This is a genomic window from Caulobacter sp. LARHSG274 (assembly GCF_052871235.1).
Genome location: NZ_JBIXJO010000002.1, coordinates 792169 through 812754 on the forward strand (window position 1 = coordinate 792169; position 20586 = coordinate 812754).

20 protein-coding genes are annotated in these 20586 nt (G+C 69.3%); 12 read left to right on the forward strand and 8 right to left on the reverse strand.

All coding sequences use genetic code 11. The features are described from left to right. Positions 1–145 precede the first annotated feature (145 nt). A complete protein-coding gene (gene greA, locus ACIPQB_RS08025) occupies positions 146–631 on the forward strand; it encodes a transcription elongation factor GreA (RefSeq protein ID WP_446484676.1) in 486 nt (161 codons plus the stop codon). A gap of 187 nt (positions 632–818) precedes the next feature. After that, complete coding sequence (locus tag ACIPQB_RS08030) at positions 819–1382, forward strand: HNH endonuclease (RefSeq protein WP_446484740.1); 564 nt, start codon at positions 819–821, stop codon at positions 1380–1382. 73 nt (positions 1383–1455) lie between these two features. Here ACIPQB_RS08030 and ACIPQB_RS08035 read toward each other — a convergent pair whose 3' ends face one another. The 6 genes from ACIPQB_RS08035 to ACIPQB_RS08060 all read right to left on the reverse strand — a co-directional run bounded on the left by ACIPQB_RS08035 (position 1456) and on the right by ACIPQB_RS08060 (position 7355). Further along, positions 1456–2766 (reverse strand): outer membrane protein transport protein, encoded by a 1311-nt coding sequence (locus ACIPQB_RS08035; RefSeq protein WP_446484677.1) that lies wholly within the window; start codon positions 2764–2766, stop codon positions 1456–1458. Between the two features lie 254 nt (positions 2767–3020). Next, on the reverse strand, positions 3021–3929 hold the full coding sequence (locus ACIPQB_RS08040; protein ID WP_446484678.1) for an SDR family NAD(P)-dependent oxidoreductase: 909 nt from the start codon (positions 3927–3929) through the stop codon (positions 3021–3023). A gap of 80 nt (positions 3930–4009) precedes the next feature. Continuing rightward, complete coding sequence (locus tag ACIPQB_RS08045; RefSeq protein ID WP_446484679.1) at positions 4010–5008, reverse strand: HlyD family secretion protein; 999 nt, start codon at positions 5006–5008, stop codon at positions 4010–4012. A 19-nt stretch (positions 5009–5027) separates the two neighbouring features. Continuing rightward, positions 5028–5795: an ABC transporter ATP-binding protein gene (locus ACIPQB_RS08050; protein WP_446484680.1), complete on the reverse strand. Its 768-nt coding sequence runs from the start codon at positions 5793–5795 to the stop codon at positions 5028–5030. Continuing rightward, positions 5792–6985, reverse strand: coding sequence for an ABC transporter permease (locus ACIPQB_RS08055; RefSeq protein ID WP_446484681.1), 1194 nt, complete (start codon positions 6983–6985; stop codon positions 5792–5794). Before ACIPQB_RS08055 ends, ACIPQB_RS08050 begins: the two co-directional genes overlap by 4 nt. Before the next feature lie 73 nt (positions 6986–7058). Continuing rightward, positions 7059–7355: a hypothetical protein gene (locus ACIPQB_RS08060; RefSeq protein WP_446484682.1), complete on the reverse strand. Its 297-nt coding sequence runs from the start codon at positions 7353–7355 to the stop codon at positions 7059–7061. Between ACIPQB_RS08060 and ACIPQB_RS08065 the strand changes: the two genes are divergently transcribed. Both ACIPQB_RS08065 and ACIPQB_RS08070 read left to right on the forward strand, forming a co-directional pair. Further along, positions 7321–8160 carry an EF-hand domain-containing protein gene (locus tag ACIPQB_RS08065; protein ID WP_446484683.1) on the forward strand — a complete coding sequence of 280 codons (840 nt, stop codon included), beginning with the start codon at positions 7321–7323 and terminating at the stop codon, positions 8158–8160. The two genes, ACIPQB_RS08060 and ACIPQB_RS08065, sit on opposite strands and share 35 nt — an antisense overlap. 213 nt (positions 8161–8373) lie before the next feature. Next, positions 8374–9654 (forward strand): NupC/NupG family nucleoside CNT transporter, encoded by a 1281-nt coding sequence (locus ACIPQB_RS08070; protein WP_446484741.1) that lies wholly within the window; start codon positions 8374–8376, stop codon positions 9652–9654. A gap of 115 nt (positions 9655–9769) precedes the next feature. On the opposite strand, the gene ACIPQB_RS08075 is transcribed toward ACIPQB_RS08070, so the two are convergent. Beyond that, positions 9770–10219, reverse strand: coding sequence for a PaaI family thioesterase (locus tag ACIPQB_RS08075; RefSeq protein WP_446484684.1), 450 nt, complete (start codon positions 10217–10219; stop codon positions 9770–9772). Positions 10220–10337: 118 nt separating this feature from the next. On the opposite strand from ACIPQB_RS08075, the gene ACIPQB_RS08080 reads away from it, so the two are divergent. The 5 genes from ACIPQB_RS08080 to ACIPQB_RS08100 all read left to right on the forward strand — a co-directional run bounded on the left by ACIPQB_RS08080 (position 10338) and on the right by ACIPQB_RS08100 (position 14294). After that, on the forward strand, positions 10338–10628 hold the full coding sequence (locus ACIPQB_RS08080; RefSeq protein WP_446484685.1) for a DUF3253 domain-containing protein: 291 nt from the start codon (positions 10338–10340) through the stop codon (positions 10626–10628). A gap of 42 nt (positions 10629–10670) precedes the next feature. Beyond that, positions 10671–11330: a glutathione S-transferase family protein gene (locus tag ACIPQB_RS08085; protein ID WP_446484686.1), complete on the forward strand. Its 660-nt coding sequence runs from the start codon at positions 10671–10673 to the stop codon at positions 11328–11330. A 62-nt stretch (positions 11331–11392) separates the two neighbouring features. Next, the gene (locus ACIPQB_RS08090) at positions 11393–11980 is read left to right on the forward strand and encodes a uracil-DNA glycosylase family protein (protein WP_446484742.1); all 588 of its coding nucleotides are present in this window, start codon (positions 11393–11395) and stop codon (positions 11978–11980) included. After that, positions 11977–13005 (forward strand): alpha/beta hydrolase, encoded by a 1029-nt coding sequence (locus ACIPQB_RS08095; RefSeq protein ID WP_446484687.1) that lies wholly within the window; start codon positions 11977–11979, stop codon positions 13003–13005. Before ACIPQB_RS08090 ends, ACIPQB_RS08095 begins: the two co-directional genes overlap by 4 nt. A gap of 224 nt (positions 13006–13229) precedes the next feature. Further along, a complete protein-coding gene (locus tag ACIPQB_RS08100; RefSeq protein WP_446484688.1) occupies positions 13230–14294 on the forward strand; it encodes a Leu/Phe/Val dehydrogenase in 1065 nt (354 codons plus the stop codon). A 6-nt stretch (positions 14295–14300) separates the two neighbouring features. Here the strand turns inward: ACIPQB_RS08100 and ACIPQB_RS08105 are convergent, their stop codons facing one another. Next, positions 14301–15293, reverse strand: a complete 993-nt coding sequence (locus ACIPQB_RS08105; RefSeq protein WP_446484689.1) for a hypothetical protein — start codon at positions 15291–15293, stop codon at positions 14301–14303. Between the two features lie 199 nt (positions 15294–15492). On the opposite strand from ACIPQB_RS08105, the gene recO reads away from it, so the two are divergent. From recO to parC, 3 genes are all read left to right on the forward strand, one after another. Continuing rightward, the gene (gene recO / locus ACIPQB_RS08110) at positions 15493–16224 is read left to right on the forward strand and encodes a DNA repair protein RecO (protein WP_446484690.1); all 732 of its coding nucleotides are present in this window, start codon (positions 15493–15495) and stop codon (positions 16222–16224) included. 201 nt (positions 16225–16425) lie between these two features. Next, positions 16426–18015, forward strand: a complete 1590-nt coding sequence (locus ACIPQB_RS08115) for an alkaline phosphatase D family protein (protein ID WP_446484691.1) — start codon at positions 16426–16428, stop codon at positions 18013–18015. A gap of 232 nt (positions 18016–18247) precedes the next feature. After that, positions 18248–20524 (forward strand): DNA topoisomerase IV subunit A, encoded by a 2277-nt coding sequence (gene parC / locus ACIPQB_RS08120; RefSeq protein WP_446484692.1) that lies wholly within the window; start codon positions 18248–18250, stop codon positions 20522–20524. The last annotated feature ends 62 nt before the right edge of the window (positions 20525–20586 follow it).

Consider the following 20586-nt stretch of genomic DNA (forward strand, 5'->3'; position numbering starts at 1 on the left):
GTCTGAGCCGCCCGCGCTTGTCGCCGGCGGCTTTTGCATGGCTTGATCCGGCCAAGGCGCGGGTCTAGGTCTGGCGTCCCCGTCGCGGAACGTTCCGCCCTCGGCCGGATTTCCGCTCCATGACCCATCATTCCCCGGCCCGCCGATGAGCGTGGCCTTCACCAAGGAAGGCGACAGCGAAGCCTTCGCCGCTGACCTGCTCGACCGCCCGATTTCGCCGCACCCCAACCTGGTGACGCCGCGGGGCCTGGCCCAGCTGGACGAGGCCCTGGCCGCCGCCCGCGCCGCCTACGGCGCCGCCCAGGCCGGCGGCGACGTCGCCCAGGACCGCACCGCCATGGCCCGCGCCACCCGCGACCTGCGCTACTACTCGGCCCGACGAGCCAGCGCCCAGCTGCGCGAGCTCGACCCGGCCTTGGCGGTGGCGCAGTTCGGCGGGGCGGTGACCTTCGACCGCGAGGACGGCCGCCGCCAGACCTTCCGCATCGTCGGCGAGGACGAGGCTGATCCCGCCAAGGGCTCGGTGTCCTATGTTTCGCCGGTGGCCCGGGCCCTGCTGGGCAAGGGCGTGGGCGAGACGGCCCGGGTGGCGGGCGGCGAGGTCGAGATCATCGCGATCGGGCAGGACTGATTTCGTCGCCCGATCGGCGCAACCATGTCTTGGTTCTGTCGCCAACATGGCTCATCCTTTGCCTGCGTTCGGGAATGAATGGCGATTCCTGAGAATGCGTAGGAAGGAGGCCCGTCTTCAGTCCGACCGCGTATCCGCTTCATAGACGCCCCTGGGACCGCGTTCCCCGGGCGTGCGCTGGGAGGCCCTGATGCAGGTGCTGTCCCGTCCCCCGTCCGGCATGCCGGCCCTGGTGCTCAACGCCGACTACAGGCCCTTGAGCTACTACCCGCTGTCCCTCTGGCCCTGGCAGGAGGTGATCAAGGCGGTGTTCCTCGACCGCGTCGACGTGGTCTCGACCTACGACCACGTGGTCCATTCGCCATCGTTCGAGATGAAGCTGCCCAGCGTGGTGTCGCTGAAGCAGTACGTGCCGCAGGACCGCCCGCCGGCCTTCACCCGCTTCAACCTGTTCCTGCGCGACGGGTTCTCGTGCCAGTACTGCGGCGCGCCCGACGACCTGACCTTCGACCATGTGATCCCCCGCTCGCGCGGCGGCCGCACCACCTGGGAGAACATCGTCACCGCCTGCGCGCCGTGCAATCTCAGCAAGGGCGGCCGCACGCCGCGGGAGGCGGGCATGCACCCGTTCCACACCGCCCGCCGGCCCAGCATGCACGAGCTGCAGGACCGCGGCCGCCGGTTCCCGCCCGGCCACTTGCACGCCAGCTGGCTCGACTACCTCTACTGGGACATCGAGCTGGAGGCTTGAGCCCCTCGCCGCAACGAAAAACGGCCGCCCGGATCGCTCCGGGCGGCCGCTTTCTGGTCAAGACGATAGCAGGTCAGAAGCTCCAGCGCAGGCCGCTGGAAATCACCACCGCCGAGCCGCCCACGTCGCCCTTCAGGTTGAGCGTGGTGGCGGCCGGGCTGCCCCGGTAGATGGTTTCGGTGCGGTTGATCTTGGTGTCGTCGAAGCTGATGTAGGACACCGCCGCGTCGAGCTTGAGGTTGTCGCGGACCTGGCCGGTGGCGCCGATGGCGTAGAGCATGCGGTCGCCGTCAGGCACGCGGGCGGTGCGGCCGATGTCCGGGGTCGGGGTCGGGTCGTACTGCACGCCGGCCCGCAGGGTCAGCTTGGGATTGACGTCATAGTCGACGCCGGCCGCCACGGTGGTGGTGTCCTTGTAGTTCTGCGCGCTGACCGTGCCGCCGCCGGTATAGGTGACGACGATCTTGTCGAACTCGCTCCAGCCGATGCGCGACACCGAGGCGTTCAGGGTGGTCTTGTCGTTGACCTTCCAGCGGGCGCCGAGATTGGCCATCCACGGGGTGGTGATCGTCGCCTTGCCGTCGGTGTCGACATTGGCGGCGGCGAGCGGGCCGAGCAGGCCGGAGACCACCACGTGGCCGTCCAGCTTGTGCTTGATCTGCGAGCGGTAGGAGGCGCCGATGGTCAGGGCGGGCGAGGCGTGGAACTGGGCGCCGACGTTCCAGCCGTAGTCCCAGTTGCCGTCGCCCTTCAGCGACGAGGAGCCGTCGGGCAGCAGGGGCGACAGGTTCGGCAGGGCCGAGCTCAGCTCGGCGTCGGTGTACTGGGCCGAGACGCCGACGCCCAGGTCGAGCATGTCGTTGACGCGATAGGCCACCGTGCCGTTGACGTCGACGGTGGTCAGGTTCGACTTCAGCGCGTCGTAACGGGTCCAGCTGCGGCTGTTGTAGTCGGTGGTGAAGTTGAACGGCGCGGCCGCCGACAGGCCGACGGCCAGCTTGTCGCTCAGGCGGTAGGCCAGGGCGAAGTTGGGTATGACGCCGTTGTTGATCGGGCCGCCGGCCCGCGGTTCGCCCCCGACCGGCGTGGTCAGGCCGCCGGGGATCACCGGCCGGGTCAGGGTCGAGCCGGCGTCGTTGACCTGGGAATCGACCTGGACCAGGTGGACGCCGCCATAGATCTCGTTCTGTTCGAGACCGGCAATCGAGGCGGGGTTCCACCACAGGCTGGCGGCGCCGCGGTCGGCGACCTCGCCCGAATAGGCGCGCCCGGCGCCGCGCACCGATTGTTCCTGCAGGTAGAAGGCGGCCGCCGAGGCCTGCGAGGCGGCGACCAGGGTGGCGAGGGCGACGCCGACGGCGAGGCGTTTACGCGAGAGAGACATGAATGACGACCTTCTGGGGAAGTGAGTTCCGGCCCCCTTGGCGGCGCCGGTTGGCGTCGCTTTAACGCATCCAGTCAAAAACCGTTGCTATTTATTCACAAAACCATGAATTTTAACGCTCGCGTCAAAGAAACGCCAGGTGAAGGTCGCGCGTTGATTTCTGCATTCCGTCAGAAACGCAGAAAAGTTGACGTAAGGGAAAGTAAAGCGCGGCGACCCTCACGTCTGGAGAGCTCGGGTTTGGCGCTGCGTTGCTAGCCGCCGGCCATTTTTCGGAAGAACTTCTGGCCTTGTTCGCCGCCGTTGAAGTAGGCCTGCTGGCCCGGTTCGGCGCTGATCTGGTCCCAGCTGTCGCGGACCGCCTCGGCCGACAGCCCGCCTGCGCCCAGATAGACGCCCTCGGTCTCGAAGATCCGCGACAGGGCGAAGGCGCCGGCCCCGGCGGTCAGGATCGCGCCGGTCGGGGCGTCCTCGGAGACCAGATAGACCACGCCGGGGGTGACATATTCCGGCTTCAGCTTCTCCAGAACCTCCGGCGGCATCAGGCCCTCGGTCATGCGGGTGGCGGCCACCGGGCTGATGGCGTTGATCCTGACATTGTTCTTGGCGCCCTCGAGTTTGAGGGTGTTCATCAGGCCCAGCACCGCCATCTTGGCCGCGCCGTAATTGCTCTGGCCGAAATTGCCGTACATCCCCGAGGATGAGGTGGTGACGACGATGCGGCCGTAGTTCTGAGCCTTCATGATGTCCCAGACCGCCTTGATCGGCTTGAAGGCGCCGAACACATGGACCTGGATCACGGCCTCGAAGTCGGCCAACTCCATCTTACTCAGGGTGCGGTCGCGCAGGATGCCGGCGTTGGCGACCAGGATGTCGATCCGGCCCCAGGTCGCCATGGTGGTCCTGACCAGGTCGGCGATCCCGGCGTCGTCGGTCACCGAGGCGCCGTGGGCGATGGCCTCGCCGCCCAGGGCCTTGATCTCCTCGACCACCTTGAGCGCCGCCTCGGACGAGCCGCCCGAACCATCGACGCTGCCGCCCAGGTCGTTGACCACGACCTTGGCGCCACGCCGCGCCAGTTCCAGGGCGTGCTGCCGGCCCAGGCCGCCGCCGGCCCCCGTGACGATCGCCACCTGACCGTCGAACCGGATGTCGTCCGCCATGACCCTGATCTCCCTCAAACGCGCGTTTGGTTTGGCGCGTTTGTGCGTCGCGGGAGAGGGGCCGTCAAGGGCGGCGGCGACTACGCCTTCTTGGTCGCCGCTGTCGGCGGCTTGGGCTGGTCGCGCTTCACGCCGGCCTTCTGGCCCGGCTTCATGAACTTGACCAGCACGCGCTGGCCGACCAGCAGCGGGGCGCCGTCGGCGCTGACCACCACCTCGACGACGCGCTCGTCGCTGCGCTGGTTGGGATCGTCCGAGGCCAGCTTGCGGGCCCCGAACACCGCCGCCCGGCGCAGCACCTTGCCGACATAGACCTTGGTCGGGTCGCTCTCCGGCTGGATCTCGACCTCCTGGCCGAGGGTGACGTTGGGAATGTCGGACTCGACGATCTCGGCGCGGACGATGCGCGAGGTCTGGGGTTCGAGGTCGAACATCGGGGTGACGTTCAGGGTCGAGGCGCCGGCCCCGGGATTGGCGTAGCGGCGGGCGATGCGGCCGTTGGCCGGGGCGCGGATCACCGTCAGTTCCTGGTTGTAGCGGGCCTGGGCCAGCTGGGCGGCGGCGACCTGGATGGCCGCCTGCTGGGCCTGGATGTTGGCGGTGGCCGAGGCGATCTGGTCCTGGGCGGCGTCCAGCCGCTGGCCGGCTACGAAGTTGGAAGCCGATAGGGCCTGCAGGCGCTTGAACTCGCGCTGGCCGGTATGCAGCTGCACCTGGTAGACCGACAGCTGGGCGCGGGCCGAGGCCAGGCTGGCCTCGGCGGTGTCGGCGGCCAGGCGTGCATCGTTGTCGTCCTGGCGGGCCAGGGCCTGGCCGGAGGTGACGTCCTCGCCCTCCTGGACATAGACGTCGCGGACGATGCCCTGGCGGCGGGCGGCGACCTGGATGATGCCGCCCTCGACGTCGGCCTTGCCGTTGGCGATGGCGCCGTAGGGGCTGGGCTCCTGCTCGGCGGCGGCGACTTCGAGCTTCTTCTTCTTCTCGGCCGCCTGGCCTTTCATCACGAAGACGCCGCCGCCGGCCAGGGCCAGCACGACGATGACGATCCAGAAGCTGGGACGGCGCAGAAAGCCGGGCATCGGAATTCCCCCTACAAAATCAGTGGCTGAGCGGCGCGGGATTGGCGTCGGGCGTTCTACGCACGTCGTCCAGGATGCGGCCGTCTTCGATGTGGATGACGCGGTCGGCATAGGCTTCGAGCCGCGGGTCGTGGGTGACGCAGATCACCGCCGCGCCCCGCTCGGTGGCGGCGCGGCGCAGCAGGCCGATGACGATCTGGCCGCTTTTCCCGTCAAGCGCGGAGGTTGGCTCATCCGCGAAGATCAGGTTGGGGTTCTTGGCCATGGCCCGGGCGATGGCGACGCGCTGCTTCTCGCCGCCCGACAGCTCGGACGGCCGCTGGTTGACGCGCGGGCCCAGGCCCACCTCCTCCAGCGCCGCCTGGGCGCGGCGGGCGCATTCGCCGGGACCGACGCCCTGGTACTTCAGGGCGGTCATCACCTGCTGCTTGGCGGTCAGGGCGGGGAACAGGTTGAAGCCCTGGAAGATGAAGCCGCAATGGTCGAGGCGGAACTTGTCGATCTTGCCGGGCGACAGCTTCCAGAGGTCCTTGGCCTCCAGGGCCGCCACCTTGCCTTCGTCGGGGCGCAGCAGGCCCGACAGCGCCGCCACCAGGGTCGACTTGCCGGACCCCGACGGGCCCATGACCATGGTCACGTCGCCGTGCTTGGCGTCGAAGTCCACGCCCTTGAGCACCTCGATATAGGTTCGGCCGGTCTTGAAGCGCTTGACCAGGCCCTTGGCGGTCAGGGCGCTTTCGCCGTGGGTGAAGGCGCCGAGGCTCTTGATCGTGACGGGAGCGTTCATCGCAGCAGGTCCGCGGGTTGGCTGTTCTTCAGGACGCCCAGCGACAGGAAGCCGGACAGCATGGAGATGACGATCAGGAACACCGCCACCACCACCACCAGCACCGGCGGGAACGACATCGGCACCCCGCCGGCGGTCGCCGCCAGCGACACCAGCCAGGTCAGCAGGGCCGAGGCGGCCACGCCGACGATCCCCACCCAGAAGCTCAGCTCCATGACGATGTTGCGCAGGTTGCCGATCGAGACGCCCAGGGCCCGCAGAGAGGCGAACTCCTTGATATTGGCCATGATCGCCCCGCGCAGGGTCTGCCAGGTGATCACCACGCCGATCAGCAGGCCCAGAAAGGCCGAGAAGCCCAGGATGATGCCGATGATCTGGTCGTCGAGCATGGCCCCGGAATTGGCGTCGGCCAGCTCCTGCCGCGTCCAGGCGCGGAACTTGCCGTCGCCCTTCTTGTTCAGCTGGGCGGCGACGATCTCGGCCCGGGCCGGGTCGCGGATCTGCACCATCAGCGGGCCGACCCGCTGGCCGGTGTCGGCCTCGCCGAGCATCCGCAGGGTGTCGCGCGACATCACCAGGGTGGGCTGGATGATGTTGGGATAGCCGGTGGTCACCACCCCGATGGTGATGGTCTTGCCGTTGTAGAGGGCCTTGTCGCCCTTCTTGACGCCCAGGCGCTTGAGGGCGGTCTGGTCGACGGCCACCGCATAGGGCTGGCGCAGGGCCTCGATCATGGCGTCGGTATAGTCGGTCGGCACGGTGACATAGCCGGGGATCGCGTCGATCACCGTGACATTGACGAACTCGCTCTTGCGTCCGCCGCCGCCGCCGCCCTTGCCTCCCTGCTTGGCGCGGGCGTCGGCCTTGGCCTGCTCCTCGGGCGACAGGATGTTCTGGAAGCGGCCGCCGGAGCCGTCGAGCGGGGCCACCTGCAGCACCTCCGGATGGGTGTAGACCAGGGGGATCATCCGGCGGGGCAGGCCCGCGGGGCCGCCGAACAGCGCCTTGGCGCCGGGGCCCAGCACCATGATGTCGGCCCGGGCCCGGTCGATCTGGGCGGTGAAGCCCTTGCCGATGCCGACGAAGATGCCGACCTGGGCCAGAACCAGCAGACCCGAGAACGCCAGGGCGACCACGGCCGCCATGTAGCGACGCCATTCGTACAGCAGAGTGGCCAAGGCCAGCGACATTTGTCCGACATGCTCCCCAATCGATGGTTGCAGCAATGACGCCCGATGATCGACCGGCCAAGTTAAATCGCCGTTAGGCGAGCGATACACGCTCCGCGCGTGACGATTTGCGCACGCCGACGGCGCCGGGCGGGCGAAACTGGACGCGGCGAAGCCCGGAGCCATCCCGCCAAAGGTTGCCGGAAACCCGGATCTTGTATCCTCCCGGCAACATCCGGGAGGCTCCGCAACAGATTGAAATGTGGAATGTTTTTCGCAGGCCTTCAAGTGCGTCGGACCCCGGCGCGCCCTGGCCGCGCCGCTTGCGCCGCCCGAAGATCAAAGGAGAAACCGTCTTGAGCGTCTCAAGCCTGAGCAGTTCCTCGATCATGCAGCAGTTGCTGCAGTCGATGCGCAGTTCCACCAGTCCGTCCGTCAGCGGAACCTCATCGTCCGGCGACGCCGCCGCCGGGCAGGATTTGCCGGCCGTCGACGGCAAGCGCCCGCCGCCGCCGCCGATGGGCGGGCCGGGTTCCAGCGGCGAAGGTTTCGGCCCTGAAACCTTGTCGTCGCTGCTCTCGACCCAGGAATCCTCTCAAGCGGGGCAGGGGATTTTCCAGACCCTGGACACCGACGCCGACGGCGCCCTGTCGACCGACGAGCTGACCACAGCCTTGACCAAGGCCCTGGGCGACTCCGCCGACGTCTCCTCGGCGGTGAGTACGCTGGTGTTGGACGCCGACGCCGACGGCGACGGCAGCGTGTCGGGCGACGAGTTCGCCGCCCTGGCCCAGGCCAGCCGGCCGCCCCACGGCCCGCCGCCGGGCGGTCCCCCGCCGTCGGGCGACGGTCAAGCCACGTCCGGCGGGGCGAGCGGGACGAGCGGGGTGTTCGAGGCGCTCGACACCAACAGGGACGGCGTGGTCTCGGCCGCCGAACTGGCCGCCGCCGACACCCAGGGCAGCGACGCCGCCACGGCCGCCCAGGGCCTGACCAGCGGCGCCGATTCCGACGGCGACGGCAGCCTGTCGGGCGACGAGTTCACCGCCATGCTCAAGGACGCCCAGTCGACGACCGCCGCCGCCTCGACCGGCGGCGCCTCCAGCCTGGCGTCGGACCTGATGCAGAAGCTGCTGACCCAGCTGGCCAGCGCCCAGGCGACGACCGCGACGGGGTCGGTCAGCATCGCGGCCTGATCCGGCCGCGGAACCCCGGCGTCCTGGCGTCGGGGTTCCGCGGTCTTGGCCGAAGGGATCAAACCGCCCAGGGGCGCCCCGGATGCGGCGGGTTCGACCATGGCGACGCCACAATCCCGCATAGCGCTTGCGCCCGCGCCCCTAGTCGTAGTCTTTTGGCCGCTTGGTCGGCGTCGCGGGGGCGTCGCCTCATCGTAAGGTTCCTCCACCTTGATCTTTCTTCCCGAGAACGTCCAAGCCCTGTCGGGCGTGGCGCTGATCCTCGGCCTTTGCTGGCTCGTCTCCGAGAACCGCAAGCGCTTCCCGTGGCTGCTGGCCGTCTGCGCCATCGCCATCCAACTCGTCCTGGTCTTCGTGCTGTTCAAGCTGCCCGCCACCCGCAACGCCCTGCAGGGCGTCAACGGCGCGGTCGAGGGCCTGGCCTCCTCGACCCAGGCGGGGACCAATTTCGTGTTCGGCTACCTGTCGGGCACCACGCCGCCCTATGCCGAGACCAATCCAGGGGCCGGCTTCCTGTTCGCCTTCCGGGTCATGCCGGTGATCCTGGTGGTCTGCGCCCTGTCGGCCCTGCTGTGGCACTGGGGCATCCTCAAGTGGCTGGCCAAGGGCCTGGGCTTCCTGTTCCAGAAGACCCTGGGCCTGCGCGGCCCGCCCGCCCTGGCCACCGCCGCCACCATCTTCATGGGCCAGATCGAGGGGCCGATCTTCATCCGCGCCTATCTGGAGCGCCTGACCCGCTCGGAACTGTTCATGCTGATCGCGGTCGGCATGGCCTGCGTGTCCGGCTCGACCATGGTCGCCTACGCCACCATCCTGCATGACGTGCTGCCCAACGCCGCCGCCCACGTGCTGGCCGCCTCGCTGATCTCGGCCCCGGCCGGGGTGCTGCTGGCCCGGATCATGGTGCCCGGCGATCCCAGCGAGAAGTCCGACGACCTCGACCTGGCCGCCGAGGACAAGACCTATGGCAGCTCGATCGACGCGGTGATGAAGGGCACCACCGACGGCCTGCAGATCGCTTTGAACGTCGGCGCCACCCTGATCGTGTTCATCGCCCTGGCCACCATGGTCGACAAGATCCTGTTCGCCCTGCCGATGGTCGGCGGCGAGCATCTGAGCATCGCCCGCATCCTGGGGGTGATCTTCGCGCCCCTGGCCTGGACCATGGGCGTGCCGTGGAAGGAAGCCGGCAGCGCCGGCGGCCTGCTGGGCGTCAAGCTGATCCTGACCGAGTTCACCGCCTTCATCCAGATGGCCAAGACCGGCCCCGAGCTGCTCGACCCGCGCACCCGGATCATCATGACCTACGCCCTGTGCGGCTTCGCCAACATCGGCTCGGTGGGCATGAACGTCGCCGGCTTCTCGGTGCTGGTGCCCCAGCGCCGACAGGAGGTGCTGGGCCTGGTCTGGAAGGCGATGATGGCCGGCTTCCTGGCCACCTGCCTGACCGGCTCGCTGATCGGCCTGATGCCCCGCGGCTGGTTCGGGCTGTAACTCTCTTCTTCTCCCTTCCCCCTCGATGGGGGAAGGGCCGGGGATGGGGGTGACTACGGCGGGTCACGCAAATCCGAGAAGCCTCTTCATGCCAACGGGGGAAGGGCTTAGCGGGTCACCGCGCGCGGATCTTCTTGATCACCCCCGAGAAGTTCAGCATCGGCGCGCCGCCGGTCGAGAGCAGGCCGCGCACGAACAGCAGCGAGCCGCCGGCCTTGGTCACCTCACCGGTCGACTCCACCAGGTCGCCGGGCCTGGCCGGGCCCAGGAACTCGCCGTTCAGGCTGACGGTGACGGCGCGCACGCCCTCCAGATGCTTCCAGCCGATGGCGAACAGCGAATAGTCGGCGAAGGTCATCATGCAGCCGCCGTGCATGAAGCCGCCGCCGTTCATGTGGCGGGCCTCGGCCCGGAAGGCGCAGCGGACGACGCCGTCCTGCTCCTGGAAGTAGAACGGCCCGGCCTGGTCCTCGAAGGCGTCCATGCCCGCCCAGGTCCGCCAGCCGGCCCATTCGCCCTCGGTGACCAGCTTGGGCCCGTCCCAGATCTCGTTGCCGCCGTCCATCACGCCGCCCTCGCCCCGTTCACTTGCGTTGTCTTTGAGGATGCAGCTAGGGCGGGGCGGGCGGCGACGCAAGCGGCCGCGCTCGCGCTGCTGACAAATCCGTGGCATCCCTCCGGCCATGACCTCCCCGATTAAAGACACCATCCTTTCGCAGTTGGCCGCCGTTCCGGCCGGCAAGTCCATCGACCCGATGTCGGTCGCCAAGGCCATCGAGCCCGAACGCTGGCAGCGCCTGCTGGGCCATGTGCGGACCAACGCCATCGAGCTGGCCCGCGAGGGCGGGATCGTCATCCTGCGCCACAACAAGCCGGTGAATCCCGAGCAGTTCCGCGGCGTCTACCGCCTGCGCCTGCGGATGGAGGGCGACCCGACCAGCTTCGAGGACGCGGCCGAAGGCGGCGAGGGCTAGAGCGCCGCCGTGGCTTGAAACCAGGGCCGGATCGGTGGACCTATGAGCAAGGCTCATAAGGGGGACCCCACCATGATCGTCCACGGCTCGTCGCTCTCGCCGTTCGTCCGCAAGACCCTGGTGTTCGGGGCCGAGAAGGGCCTGGCCCTGCAGAACAAGGTCTCGCCCCCCGGCGCGCCCGACCCCGCCTTTCTGGCCTGCAGCCCTTTCCGCAAGATGCCGGCCTTCGAGGACGGCGACTTTCAGATCTCCGACTCCACGGCGATCATCACCTATCTGGAGGCGCTGCACCCCGAGCCGAACCTGATCCCGCTGGACCCCAGGAACCGGGCCCGGGCGATCTGGTTCGAGGAATATGCCGACACCATCGTCGTCGCGGCGGCCGGGCCGCTGTTCTTCAACCGCATCGTCGCTCCGCGTTTCATGGGCATGGACGGCGACGCGGCCATCATGGCCAAGGCCGAGGCGGCGATCCCGCCGGTGCTCGACTATCTGGAACGGGTGGTTCCCGAGACCGGTTTCCTGCTGGAGGACCGCCTGACCCTGGCCGACATCGCCGTGGCCAGCCCGTTCGTCAATCTCGGCCATCTGAACTACGACCTGTCGCCCTGGCCCAGGGCCAAGGCCTATGCCGACGCCATCCTGGCCCGCCCGTCGTTCGCGGCCCTGGTGAAGGTGGAGAAGCGCGTGCTGGGCGGTTAGGGGCCGCGCCGCCCGCCATGCTCGCGCTTGCCTTCCCCCGGCCAGCCCTTAACTCCACCGCCATGCCGCTGGACGCCCTTCTCGCCGACATCCGCGCCTGCCGGGCCTGCGCGCCCTACCTGCCGCACGCGCCGCGGCCGGTGGTGCGGGTCGGCGCCGGGACGCGGCTGCTGATCTGCGGCCAGGCGCCGGGGCGGCTGGTGCACGAGACCGGCCTGCCGTTCAACGACCCGTCGGGCCAGCGGCTGCGGGCCTGGATGGGGATCGACCGCGAGACCTTCTACGGCCGCGACGAGATCGGCGTGGCGGCCATGGCCTTCTGCTTTCCAGGCACAGACCCCAAGGGCGGCGATTATCCGCCGCCGGCCCGCTGCGCGGCCCTGTGGCGGCCGCAGCTGCTGGCGGCCCTGCCGAAGGTCGAGCTGACCCTGCTGGTCGGGAGCCATGCCCAGGCCTGGGCGTTGGGGTCTCGCATGAAGGCAAGCATGACCGACACCGTCGCCGCCTGGCGCGACTATCTGGAGGCCGGGGTCCTGCCCCTGCCGCATCCCTCGTGGCGCAACACCGCCTGGCTCAAGCGTAACCCGTGGTTCGAGGCCGAGGTCGCGCCCTATCTTCGCCGCCGTGTGGCGGGCATTCTGGGGCGATGAATCGCCGGAGCCTCCTTGCCTGTGCCGCCAGCGCCGCCGGCCTGGCCGCCTGCGCTCCCGTCACCCAGCGCCCGGGCCTGGGCGCGCTGGGCTTTCGCGGTCCGCGCCTGGAAGAGGACGGCCTGGTCAGCTTCGACAGCGCCCGGCTGGGCCTGATGCGCTGGCTGCCGCAGGGCCAGCCGGTCACCCACGTGATCGTCGCCCTGCATGGCATGAACGACTATTCCAACGCCTTCCACCTAGCCGGTCCGTTCTGGGCCAGCCAGGGGATCGCCACCTACGCCATCGACATCCGCGGCTTCGGCCGCTCGCCCAACCGCGGGGTCTGGGCGCCGGTCGAGCTGGTGGTCGAGGACGTGCGCACCGCCGTCGCCCTGGTGCGGGAGGCCCATCCCGACGCCAAGGTCGCCCTGGCCGGCGAGAGCATGGGCGGGGCCCTGGCCATCGCCGCCATGACCTCGGAGCGGCCGCCCGCCGCCGACAGCGTCCTGCTGTTCGCTCCGGCCGTCTGGGGCTGGTCGAACCAGCCGCTGCCCTACAAGACCAGCCTGTGGATCACCGCCCACACCGCCCGCGGCTGGGTGGTCAAGCCGCCGGAATGGCTGGTCAAGAACGTGCAGCCCACCGACAATATCGACGAGCTGCGCCGCATGGGCCGCGACCCGCTGATGATCTGGGGCGCGCGGTCCGACACCCTCTACGGCCTGGTCGGGCTGATGGAGAAGGCCTGGTCGTCGCTCGGCAAGGTCCAGGTCCCGGTCGCCTATTTCTACGGGGCCAACGACCAGATCATCCCCAAGGAACCGACCATGGAGGCGGCCCGGCGGCTCAAGCCCGACGACCGCTCGGCCTATTACGCCAACGGCTGGCACCTGTTGCTGATCGACAAGCAGGCGCAAGTCGTCTGGCGCGACGCCGCCGCCTTCCTCAAGGACCCGCTGTCGGACCTGCCCTCCGGCGCCCCGCCGATCCCCGGGGCCCCGACGGCGCCGAACGTCGTGCGCTCGGGGCTTTCGGGCCAATAATAATCCGCTCATCCCGGCGAATGCCGGGACCCAGATGGAATGGCTCTGGGGCTGACGCCAAGAACACTGAGCCCGTCCAGTCATCCTCAACGCCATAGGATCTGGGTCCCGGCATTCGCCGGGATGAGCGGAGGTTGGCGGTGCGGCAAGGCCGGGCCTTGTGAGCCGAACCGGGTGAGCGTACACCCCGGTGCAATCTTTCAGGCAGAGGCGAGACCGACGGCATGACCTTGTTCGATTCCCCCGATTTCGAGGGGCACGAAGGCGTACACGCGTTCTTTGATGAAAAAACCGGCCTCAAGTCGATCATCGCCGTCCACTCCACCGCCCGCGGTCCGGCCGCCGGCGGCTGCCGGATGTGGGACTATTCCAGCGCCAGCGCCGCCGTGACCGACGCCCTGCGGCTGTCGCGCGGCATGTCGTACAAGAACGCCATGGCCGACCTCGACTTCGGCGGCGGCAAGGCGGTGATCATCGGCGACGCCCGCAGCCAGAAGACCCCCGAACTGTTCGAGGCCTTCGGCCGCGCCGTCGACAGCCTGGCCGGCCGGTACTGGACCGCCGAGGACGTCGGGGTCTCGCCCGCCGACCTGGTCTCGACCCGCAGGACCACCCGCTATGTCGCCGGCCTGGAAGGCCACGCGGCCGCCTCGGGCGATCCGTCGCCGGTCACCGCCGAGGGGGTGTTCCGCGGCGTGCGGCTGTGCGTGCAGCGGGCCCTGAACCGCGACCTCGACGGCGTCACCGTGGCCATCCAGGGCGTCGGCCATGTCGGCGCCTACCTGGCCCAGAAGCTGCATGCGGCCGGCGCCCGGCTGGTCATCGCCGACGTCAATGAGCAGGCCCTGGCCGAGGTGGCGGCGGCGACCGGCGCGCAGATCGTGCCGACCGACGCCATCTTCGACGTCGAGGCCGACGTCTTCGCCCCCTGCGCCCTGGGCGGGGCGATCTCGACCACCACCCTGCCGCGCCTGAAGGTCAAGGTGATCGCCGGCGGGGCCAACAACCAGCTGGCTGACGCCACGATCGGCCAGGCGGTGTTCGAGCGCGGCATCCTCTACGCCCCCGACTATGTCATCAACGGCGGCGGCATCATCAATGTGGCCGGCGAGATCCGCGCCCTGGAGGCCGGGACGGCCTTCGACCCGCCCTGGGTGGCCGCCAAGCTCGACCGCCTGGCCCAGACCCTGGGCGAGGTGCTCGACCACTCGCTGATCGACCAGCGCCCGGCCAACCTGGTCGCCGACGAGATCGCCCGGGCTCGCATCGCGGCGGCGCGTCGGGACTGAGATTTCCTACACGCCCGGCGGCGGCCGCGACCACAGCATCGGCGAGGAGGCCTTGTCGCTGATATAGCGCAGCCGGTACTGGGCCTGGGCCGCCTGCCGGACCTCGGGCAGCAGCCGGTCGAGGACGCCCTCGCGATAGAACAGCAGGCGCTGGCCGTCGGACTTCCAGGTTCCCCGCGCCGCCGCCAGGATGTCGAGCGCCTCAAGGGCCTCGTCATAGGCCAGTTGGCGCACGGCGTAGGTGCGCTCGCGCGCCGCCCGGGCGTTGCGGGTGTCCTCGTCGAGCAGCGGCTTGACCCGGGCCATGACCAGGGGCGGGGCCTTGTTGCGGGCCAGGGCCGCGGTCACGGCCGCCTGGGTCTGGTCCAGGCGCTGGCCATAGGCGCGTTGATAGGTCTTCAGGTCCTTCGACGCCTTGCCGATCCGGGCTCGCCGCGCATCGACGATCGCCTGGGAAGCCAGGGTCGAGGGGCTCATGTCCAGGGCGAGGTCGGCCTCGCGGATCTCGGACGCGATGGCGTTCCAGGCGGCCAGGTCGGCGCTGCGAGCGTCGCGGGCGATCGTCGCCAGCTCGCCTTTCAGGGCCGGCACCTGGTTCCATTCCCGCCGCGCCTTGGCCTCGGCGACCTGGCGCTCCACCGACCGCACGCCGTGCAGGCCCAGCGGGGCCAGCAGCGAGGTGGCGAAGACGATGATCGCCAGGCTGTTGAAATAGGTCGGCCCCAGGGTGGCGTTGCGCCAGCGCACGAAGCCGAAATAGAGCAGGGCCCACAGGGTCAGGCTGATCAGGGCGCAGGGAACGATGCTGTAGACGAACCGCGTGTTGATCAGGTTGGAGATGTCCAGCGGCCCGTCCAGCAGGCCCAGAAAGCCGACGCTGTAGCCCACGGTCACCGCGACCCCGATCACCGCCGTGACCGCGAAGGCCGGCCAGGTGATCGGCGGCTTCTCCAGCTTGCGGCCGAACACCCGCGACGCGATCAGCGATTCTTCCATCATCTGTTGGCCCCCGCTCAAGCTTTCCCGACCCCCTTGGCTAGCAGTCGCGGATTTGGCGAGCAAGCCGACTCGCCCATCCTGGGGTGTCGCGTCTTTTTCAGGGTCGGCGCCCGGCCGCCGGCGTCGTATGGACAGGACATGCCCTTGCTCGTGACCGCCGCCCGCCGCCGCCGCGCGCTCTCCGTCGGAGCGGCCTGAAATGGAATGGGAAGACGAGGCCTTCGTGCTGTCGGCGCGGGCCCACGGCGAGACCGGGGCGATTGTCGAGCTGCTGACCCAGGACCGCGGCAAGTACGCCGCCCATGTCTCGGGCGCGGCCTCGCGGCGGATGAAGCCGTTCCTGCAGGCCGGGGCGCGGGTGATCGCCCGCTACCGGGCCCGGATGAACGACCAGCTGGGCGCAGCGACCCTGGAGCCGATGGGCGAGGGGCCCTCGTCGCTGTTCGACGAGCCCCTGGCCCTGTCCGGACTGTCCGCCGCCGCCGCCGTCGCGGCGGGGGCCCTGCCGGAGCGCGAGCCGCATCCGGGCGCCTTCCACGCCCTGGACGCCCTGATCGCCGCCCTGGCCGTTCCCGACATCTGGCCGGCCGTCTATGTGCGGTTCGAGGCCGGGCTGCTGCAGGACCTGGGCTTTGGCCTGGATCTGTCCCGCTGCGCCGCCACGGGATCGCTCGACGACCTGGTCTATGTCAGCCCGCGCACCGGCCGGGCGGTCAGCCGGGCGGCGGGCGCGCCCTATCACGACAAGCTGCTGCCCCTGCCGCCGTTCATGCTGTCGGCCCAGGGCGGGCTGGGGCCGGGCGACGTCAAGGCCGGGCTCGACATCACCGGCCACTTCCTCGAGCAGTTCGTGTTCCATCCCCTGAACCGGCCGCTGCCCCCAGCCCGGGTGTGGCTGCTGGACCGGCTGGGCGAAGCGGGGCGGCTTTAAATATACCGCTCATCCCGGCGAATGCCGGGACCCAGATGGAATGGCTTTGAGGCTGACGCCAGGAGCGCGGAGCCCGTCCAACCATCCACCCCGCTGTGGGATCTGGGTCCCGGCATTCGCCGGGATGAGCGGGTAGAGGGTAGGCCGGACGAACCGTCACACTGCGACGCTATCGGGCAGGGACCCCAGTGGAGTCCCGCCATGTCGCTCGTCCTCGACCGCTACGCCCTCAGCCGCCGCCGTTTGCTCAAGACCGTCGGGGCCAGCGCCGTCACCGCCCTGTCGATCCCGCTGGCGACGGGCCAGGCCTTCGCCCAGGCGGTGTTCGCCCAGTATCCGTTCCAGCTGGGCGTGGCCTCGGGCGACCCCTGGCCGGACGGCTTCGTGATCTGGACCCGCCTGGCGCCGGCGCCGTTCGAGATCGGCTACGGCATGCCCATGGCCCCGGTCGAGGTCGCCTGGGAAGTGGCAGCCGATCGCGGCTTCAAGACCGTGGTCGCCAAGGGGACCGCCGTCGCCCCGCCCGAACTGGGCCACGCCGTCCATGTGGAAGTGTCGGGCCTGGAGGCCGGGCGGGACTATTGGTACCGCTTCACGGCCGGCAAGGAGCGTAGCGGCGTCGGCCGGGCCCGCACCGCTCCGGCCGCCGGAGCCGCCGTGGACCATGCGCGCTTCGCCGTCGCCGGCTGCCAGCATTACGAAGCCGGCTACTACACCGCCTATCGCAAGCTGGCCCAGGACAATCCCGACTTCGTCTTCCACTACGGCGACTATATCTATGAGGGCCGCGGCAATCGGATCTCCAACGGCGCCGACGGCCCGCGCGAGAACGTCCGCCAGCACTTCGGCGGCGAGATCTACAGCCTCGACGACTACCGCCGCCGCTACGCCCAGTACAAGATGGACGCCGACCTGCAGGCCGCCCACGCGGCCGCCCCGTGGTTCGTGGTCTGGGACGATCACGAGACCGACAACAACTGGGCCGGCGACATCGACCAGGACGGCACGGACCCCAAGCTGTTCAACCTGCGCCGCCAGGCCGCCGCCCAGGCCTATTACGAGCACATGCCGCTGCGGGCGGGCAGTTTCCCGGTCGGGACGGCGATCCAGATCTATCGCCGGGCCGCCTGGGGCCGGTTGCTGGAGCTGAACCTGCTCGACACCCGCCAGTATCGCAGCGACCAGCCGTGCGGCGACAAACAGGTGGTCTGCTCGACCCTCGACCGCCCGGACGCCGAGATGATGGGCGCCAAGCAGGAGGCCTGGCTTGTCGGGGGGCTGACCGCCTCCAAGGCGACCTGGAACGTCATCGCCCAGCAGGTGATGATGATGGACCTCGACCGCGATCCGGGGCCGGACGTGGTGGTCAACACCGACAGCTGGGCCGGCTATCGCACGCCGCGGGGCCGCCTGCTCAGGCAGATCCGCGACCGCAAGGTCGCCAATGTCGTGGTGCTGACTGGCGACGAGCACCAGCACTTCGCCGGCGAGCTGCAGCTGGACGGCGCCCATCCCGAGGCCCGGCCGATCGCTGTCGAGTTCGTCACCACCTCGATCACCTCGGGCGGCGACGGCGTCGACCAGACCCCCGAGTTCGCGAAGATCCAGGCCGCCAACCCGCAGCTGAAGTTCAACAACAGCCAGCGGGGCTATGCGATCTGCGACGTGACGCCGGGGCGCTGGGTCACCGAGTTCAAGGTCCTGGACGCCGTCACCCGCCGCGACGGCGCCCTGACCACGCGCATGGAGCTGGCGATCGAGGCGGGCGATCCGCGGTTGGCGAAGGTCTAGACTTCTTCTCTATCTTTGGAACCACACCGCGTTCCGTTTCCCCGGCGAAGGCCGGGGTCCAGGTGAAACCCACGAGCGGCCCAGGATGAATCTGGGTCCCCGGCCTTCGCCGGGAAGACGGCGGTGAAGGAAAAGGCGCCCATGCGCTCAGCGTTCTCCTTTTGTCGCATGAAGGGAGGATTTGCCGCGCGGGATTGGCTAGGGTGGGGTTCACGCGTAACGAATCTCCCCGATGAACAAACCAGTCCTCCCCCCTGGCGGTCCCGGCGACGGCGATCGCATTCTCGACGAGCCGCTGAGCGAGGCGCTGTCCAAGCGCTACCTGGCCTATGCGCTGTCGACGATCGGCTCGCGGGCCCTGCCCGACGTGCGCGATGGCTTGAAGCCCGTGCACCGCCGCGTGCTGCACGCGATGAACAACATGCGCCTCAACCCCGAAGGCGCCGCGCGCAAGTGCGCCAAGGTGGTCGGCGAGGTGATGGGCAACTTCCACCCGCACGGCGACCAGTCGATCTACGACGCCCTGGTCCGCCTGGCCCAGGACTTCGCCCAGCGGGTGCCGCTGGTCGACGGCCAGGGCAATTTCGGCAACATCGACGGCGATAACCCCGCCGCCATGCGCTACACCGAGTGCAAGATGACCGCCGCGGCCATGCTGCTGCTGGACGGCATCGACGAGGACGCGGTCGACTTCAAGCCGTCCTATGACGGCCAGGACGAGGAGCCGGTGGTCCTGCCGTCGGGTTTCCCGAACCTGCTGGCCAACGGCTCGTCGGGCATCGCCGTGGGCATGGCCACCTCGATCCCGCCGCACAATCCGGCCGAGCTGATCGACGCCTGCCTGCTGCTGCTCAGCCGACCCGAGGCGACCACGGCCGACATCCTTGAGCGGGTGCCGGGTCCGGACTTCCCGACCGGCGGCGTGATCGTCGAATCGCGCGAGAGCCTGCTGGAGACCTACGAGACCGGCCGCGGCGGCGTGCGCACCCGGGCCAAGTGGGAGAAGGAGGACACCGGTCGCGGCACCTACCAGATCGTCGTCACCGAGATCCCCTACCAGGTCAAGAAGTCGGACCTGGTCGAGCAGCTGGCCGACCTGATCGACAGCAAGAAGGCCGCCCTGCTGGGCGACGTGCGCGACGAGAGCGCCGAGGACATCCGGCTGGTGCTGGAGCCGAAGTCCAAGAACGTCGAGCCCGAAGTGCTGATGGAGAGCCTGTTCAAGCTCTCGGCCCTGGAAAGCCGCTTCCCGGTCAATATCAACGTGCTGGACGCCCGCGGCACCCCGGGGGTGATGGGCATCAAGCAGGCGCTGATCGCCTTCCTGGCCCACCGCCGCGACGTGCTGACCCGCCGGGCCCGCAACCGCCTGAGCAAGATCGAGGCTCGGCTGCACATCCTCGATGGCCTGCTGATCGCCTACCTCAATCTTGACGAGGTGATCCGCATCGTCCGCTACGAGGACGAGCCGAAGAAGAAGCTGATCGAGACCTTCGCCCTCAGCGAGCTGCAGGCCGACGCCATCCTCAACACCCGCCTGCGCCAATTGGCCAAGCTGGAGGAGATGGAGATCCGCCGCGAGCACGCCGAACTGGTGGAGGAGCGCGACGGCATCCTGGCCATGCTGGCCAGCGACAAGAAGCAGTGGGACCTGGTCGGCGCAGGCCTGCGCCAGGTGCGCGCCGTGCTGGTCAAGATCAAGCATCCGCACGACAAGCCGCGTCCCACCGGGGTGATCGGCCGCTCGGTGTTCGAGGACGCCCCGCTGGTCGACGCCGAGGCGGCCATGGAGGCGATGATCGTGCGCGAGCCGATCACCGTCATCCTGTCGGAACGCGGCTGGATCCGCGCCGCCAAGGGCAAGGTCGACGATCCGTCGGAGCTGAAGTTCAAGGAAGGCGACAAGCTGGGCTTCCTGGTCCCGGCCGAGACCACCGACAAGCTGCTGCTGTTCACCAGCGACGGCCGGTTCTTCACGCTGCCCTGCGCCAACCTGCCGTCGGCCCGCGGTCATGGCGAGCCGGTGCGGATGATGATCGAGCTGGACGACAAGGTGAAGATCATCGACGTCTTCCCCTACAAGGCCGGGCGCAAGCGCTTCCTGGCGTCGAAGCTGGGCTACGGCTTCCTGCTGCCGGAGGAAGAGGCCCTGGCCAACCGCAAGGCGGGCAAGCAGGTGCTGACGGTTGACGCGGCCGGGGCGGCCTTCTGCCTGGAGGCCGTCGGCGACCAGATCGCGGTGGTCGGCGACAACGGCAAGATCCTGATCTTCCCGCTGGAGGAGCTGCCGGAGATGCCGCGCGGCAAGGGCGTCAAGCTGCAGGCCTATCGCGAGGGCGGGCTGCGCGACGCCATCTCGTTCAACGCCGAGACCGGGGCGTTCTGGATCGACACCGCCGGCCGCCGCCGCGACTGGGTCGAGTGGCGCGACTGGGTCGGCAAGCGGGCCGGGGCCGGCAAGCTGTCGCCCAAGGGCTTCCCGACGTCCAAGCGGTTCAGGCCGAAATGATGGGACGGGCGGTCGCGCGCTTTTCCCTCCCCCTGGAGGGGGGAGGGGCAGGGGTGGGGGTG

Coding starts and splice junctions, on each gene's coding strand:
- ACIPQB_RS08060 (WP_446484682.1), bottom strand. CDS start 7,355: ATGATCGAGGAACTGCTCAGGCTTGAGACGCTCAAGACGGTTTCTCCT.
- ACIPQB_RS08075 (WP_446484684.1), bottom strand. CDS start 10,219: ATGGACGGCGGCAACGAGATCTGGGACGGGCCCAAGCTGGTCACCGAG.
- ACIPQB_RS08115 (WP_446484691.1), top strand. CDS start 16,426: ATGTCGCTCGTCCTCGACCGCTACGCCCTCAGCCGCCGCCGTTTGCTC.
- parC (WP_446484692.1), top strand. CDS start 18,248: ATGAACAAACCAGTCCTCCCCCCTGGCGGTCCCGGCGACGGCGATCGC.
- ACIPQB_RS08040 (WP_446484678.1), bottom strand. CDS start 3,929: ATGGCGGACGACATCCGGTTCGACGGTCAGGTGGCGATCGTCACGGGG.
- ACIPQB_RS08045 (WP_446484679.1), bottom strand. CDS start 5,008: ATGCCCGGCTTTCTGCGCCGTCCCAGCTTCTGGATCGTCATCGTCGTG.
- ACIPQB_RS08085 (WP_446484686.1), top strand. CDS start 10,671: ATGAGCAAGGCTCATAAGGGGGACCCCACCATGATCGTCCACGGCTCG.
- ACIPQB_RS08105 (WP_446484689.1), bottom strand. CDS start 15,293: ATGATGGAAGAATCGCTGATCGCGTCGCGGGTGTTCGGCCGCAAGCTG.
- greA (WP_446484676.1), top strand. CDS start 146: ATGAGCGTGGCCTTCACCAAGGAAGGCGACAGCGAAGCCTTCGCCGCT.
- ACIPQB_RS08090 (WP_446484742.1), top strand. CDS start 11,393: ATGCCGCTGGACGCCCTTCTCGCCGACATCCGCGCCTGCCGGGCCTGC.
- ACIPQB_RS08035 (WP_446484677.1), bottom strand. CDS start 2,766: ATGTCTCTCTCGCGTAAACGCCTCGCCGTCGGCGTCGCCCTCGCCACC.
- ACIPQB_RS08080 (WP_446484685.1), top strand. CDS start 10,338: ATGACCTCCCCGATTAAAGACACCATCCTTTCGCAGTTGGCCGCCGTT.
- ACIPQB_RS08055 (WP_446484681.1), bottom strand. CDS start 6,985: ATGTCGCTGGCCTTGGCCACTCTGCTGTACGAATGGCGTCGCTACATG.
- ACIPQB_RS08100 (WP_446484688.1), top strand. CDS start 13,230: ATGACCTTGTTCGATTCCCCCGATTTCGAGGGGCACGAAGGCGTACAC.
- recO (WP_446484690.1), top strand. CDS start 15,493: ATGGAATGGGAAGACGAGGCCTTCGTGCTGTCGGCGCGGGCCCACGGC.
- ACIPQB_RS08095 (WP_446484687.1), top strand. CDS start 11,977: ATGAATCGCCGGAGCCTCCTTGCCTGTGCCGCCAGCGCCGCCGGCCTG.
- ACIPQB_RS08050 (WP_446484680.1), bottom strand. CDS start 5,795: ATGAACGCTCCCGTCACGATCAAGAGCCTCGGCGCCTTCACCCACGGC.